The 3,251-nt window shown below is 67.1% G+C and carries 5 protein-coding genes; 1 reads left to right on the top strand and 4 read right to left on the bottom strand.

Annotation, left to right across the window (positions count from 1 at the left end; translation table 11 throughout):
• Positions 1-742: IS481 family transposase (locus Raf01_RS48900; RefSeq protein ID WP_203925039.1), on the bottom strand; the 742-nt coding region annotated here is incomplete at its 3' end.
• A 223-nt stretch (positions 743-965) separates the two neighbouring features.
• Between Raf01_RS48900 and Raf01_RS48895 the strand changes: the two genes are divergently transcribed.
• A complete protein-coding gene (locus Raf01_RS48895) occupies positions 966-1,319 on the top strand; it encodes an immunity protein CdiI family protein (RefSeq protein ID WP_203925038.1) in 354 nt (117 codons plus the stop codon).
• A 248-nt stretch (positions 1,320-1,567) separates the two neighbouring features.
• Here Raf01_RS48895 and Raf01_RS48890 read toward each other — a convergent pair whose 3' ends face one another.
• From Raf01_RS48890 to Raf01_RS48880, 3 genes are all read right to left on the bottom strand, one after another.
• The gene (locus tag Raf01_RS48890; RefSeq protein WP_203925037.1) at positions 1,568-2,137 is read right to left on the bottom strand and encodes a DUF1444 domain-containing protein; all 570 of its coding nucleotides are present in this window, start codon (positions 2,135-2,137) and stop codon (positions 1,568-1,570) included.
• 46 nt (positions 2,138-2,183) lie between these two features.
• Positions 2,184-2,789: a hypothetical protein gene (locus Raf01_RS50460; RefSeq protein ID WP_239134595.1), complete on the bottom strand. Its 606-nt coding sequence runs from the start codon at positions 2,787-2,789 to the stop codon at positions 2,184-2,186.
• A partial coding sequence (locus tag Raf01_RS48880) for an integrase core domain-containing protein (RefSeq protein WP_203925036.1) occupies positions 2,728-3,251 on the bottom strand: 524 nt, incomplete at its 5' end. The genes Raf01_RS48880 and Raf01_RS50460, both read right to left, overlap by 62 nt.

Below are 3,251 nucleotides of genomic sequence, written 5' to 3'. Positions count from 1 at the left end.
GAAAGCGCTCAACCTTGCCGGTCGTGGTCGGTGAGGCGGGTTGGGTCAGCCGGTGAGCGATGCCGTTCTCCCGGCAGATTCGGTCGAAGAGCACCTCCCCGCCTTTGCCGAACCGGTCGGTGAACTGCTTGCCGTTGTCGGTGAGGATCTCCTCCGGGATGCCGTAGCGGACCATGGCCTCAGCAAACCCGAGGCACACTGCCCGTCCGGTGGCCCGGCGGACTACCTTCGCGGCCACCGCGTAGCGGGAGTGGTCGTCGACGCAGGTGACCACCTTGGCCTCCACCCCGCCGGGCAGCCACACCCCGCCGACGATGTCCATCTGCCACAACTCCATCGGTGTGTCCCGCTGCCACCGCTTGTAGTCCTTGCGTTTGCGGCCGCGTTTAGCCGGCTCGATCAGCCCGTGGCGGACCAGGATCCGGTACACCGTCATCCGGGTCGGCACCCTGCCTGGGCAGCCGTTACGACCGAGCTCGAACTCGATCCGGCGGGTACCCCACCGGGGATGAGCCCTGCGCATCTCGCACACGGCCGCCTCGACCTCCGCCGTGGCCTGGTGCGTGCATGACTCCGGCCGATGGGATCGGTCTTCCAGGCCGGCCAGGCCCTGGTCGGCGTACCGGTTGAGCCAGGTGTGCACGCTCTGCCGGGACACCCCTAATCGGTGAGCGACCTCGTTGACCCGGTCTCCGGCTTGGACCGCGAGCACGGCCCGGTACCGCTGTTCCACCTTCGACATGACGATCAGCGCCAATCCCGGCCCCCTGATCACGAGAGCGACAACTCGTCGTGATCAACGGCCGAACACGGCCACTGTCAAGCATCAGGTGGGACGCCGGTGTCAAGCATCAGGCGTGACACGACAGATGTCGAGTCCCAGCTGATGCTTGACGAATCCGTCCCACCTCATGTTTGACAGATGATCTAGAGGTCGTCACGCTGGGACGGTGTATCAAGCCCGGTTGTTCTTCGACGCCGGTTCCGGCGGCTTGCTGTGGATGGCTTCTCTTGCGGACCGGGCGCGCTGGGGGCAGCCGGTCGATCTGACGAGGCTCCCGATCAGCGCAGACCTGCGAGACGAGCTAATCCGTCTCGTTACCTGGTATGACACGTCGCTGAACTGGGATTACCCGCCGGACCCCGGACCGTGGTGCGAGTCGGAGTGTGAGCGCTTCAACGGGTCGGTTCGGCAGGCGCTGTCTCGACTACGCGAGGAACTGGGCCCGGGCTGGAGCATCGCCGACGAGTTCAAAGAGTGCCACGAGGATCCTGACCGGGAGCGCTACCTGGCAGATCCCCGAGGCTTCAAACGTTGAACGCCCTTCGGCGTCAAGCATCTGGTGGGACGCGAGTGTCAAGCATCAGGCGTGACACGACACATCTCCCGAGGGACACATCTCCCGAGGGATGTCCCGAGGGATTGTCGGGCTCCACTTGATGCGTTACGGATCCGTTCCAGTTGATCCGTAACACCTCCGGCTAGAGACGATCAGGTCAGCCTAGCGCTGTAGGTGATGCTTCTGGCCCTCGTGTTCGCGAGGGCTTGGTGTTGCGGGGCTCGATGTCAGGTGGAGTCGCTGGGTTCGGCTACCTGCCAGGAGTCGTTCCGTCGGAGGTAGATGTCGCGGGTCAGCAGATGGTCGCCGACGGGCCATAGCCTTTCGATCAATCCGTTCAGCTCCTGGCGGCCGACGGTGCTGCTCGCCGGGCAGACGGCGAGTGTGTCGCGGGCGGGGGCGGCGGCGAGGATCTCGCCGCCGCCGAGGCGATCCGCGATGGGTGGCCAGAGCGGGTTGAGCAGCATGAGGGACGATTCGAGGTTGCCGTCGAAGAGTACTGCGGTAATCGAACAATGGAGCGCGGTGCGTACCTCGCCGGCGGCGGCGCGCAAGCCGAGGTTGTGCAGGGCGTGGCGATGCAAGCGTTCCTCGGTGAAACCGGCCGCGTCCAAGTGATGGTGTTGTACGTACTCGAAGCGGTCGCCTTTGTCGACCAGGTAGGTGATCAGCAGCTGTCCGACGAACGGGCGTATCACCGGAAAGTCTTCGTCGCTGACCTTGAGGGCTGGTGTGCCGTCAGGGGCGACTGGCTTCAGGTACGGAAGCGCTTGAGTGACGTCGAGATCGGATGGCACCGGCCCACAATGGCATGTGGCGGGGAGAAGGTCCACGTCATCGGATTCAATCGGTTGTCGGCGACTGGTGTTGTCGTGGGAGTTCCGGTTTACGCACTTTGAACCGGGCGATGGGCTTGGCGGTGGTCCGGGCGGTCTCGGTGATGAGTTGGTCGCCGTCGTAGATGCGAAGGGTGGTGTCGGCGGCTTCGACGTCGAGGGTGCGTCCGGCGTGCAGGAGGCCGACGTGGACCCGTTGGCCGGCGATGGTCAGGGCGCCGCGGCAGCTGACGCGTCGTTGGACGCGGGGTGGTTCGGGTGCGGGTTGGGGTGGTGGGCCGGCGGGGCGGGCGTCTCGCAGCCTGGACTGCTGGGATGGGGTCAGCGGGTTGGGCAGGCTGCGCAGCAGGAGGCCGTCGGCGATGATCTGCATGACGCCGTGGTCGAGGCGGACGGTGACCCGCCGGCCGGCGAAGTGGTAGCCGATGGGGTGTTGCCGGCCGGCCAGGCCGATCAGGCCGGTGGCGTTGACCAGCCGGTCGACCTCGACGGGTGCGCCGGGCTGGCCGCCGGGGCCGGTGGGGATGAGTGCTGGGCCGGCGGGGCGGCCATCAGCGTCCAGGAGCTGCCGCAGGTGCGCCGGGGTGAGTCGGGACGGGCACGGTCTTGACACGGACCCCGTGGTGCAGCAGGTGCACGACGGTGGTGTCGGCCCAGAACGTGACCGGGGTGCCGGCCCGGTCGGGGCCGAGCCAGAACTGCTGCCCGCAGATGGTCATGTTCCCTGATGCCGGCACGGTGCGGGTGACCTCGACGGCGAGGTTGACCGGGTCGTCACCGTTGGCCGAGGCCACCAGTGGGGTGGGCGTCCCCGGTTGTTGCTGCGACTCGATCGGTGGTGCGGGACGGGGTGCCGGCACCGGGACTGCTGCGGCCAGGGTGGGTGGCAGCCGCAGCGGCAGCGTCGTGTCGGCGGGCCGTGGGGTGAACCGGTCGGCCGGGAACGCCATGTTCAGCGACTGGTGGGGCCGGTTGGTGTTGTACTCCAGCCGGAACGTGTCCACGGCCGTCTGCACCGCCTCCAGATCGGGCCACACCTCGACGTCATCGAGCAGTTCCCGTTGCAGGGTCTGGG

The sequence above is a fragment of the Rugosimonospora africana genome (assembly GCF_016862975.1).
Classification (GTDB): Bacteria; Actinomycetota; Actinomycetes; order Mycobacteriales; family Micromonosporaceae; genus Rugosimonospora; species Rugosimonospora africana.
Note: the sequence above shows the minus strand (reverse complement) of the source record. Positions and strands in the feature narration are given on the sequence as shown.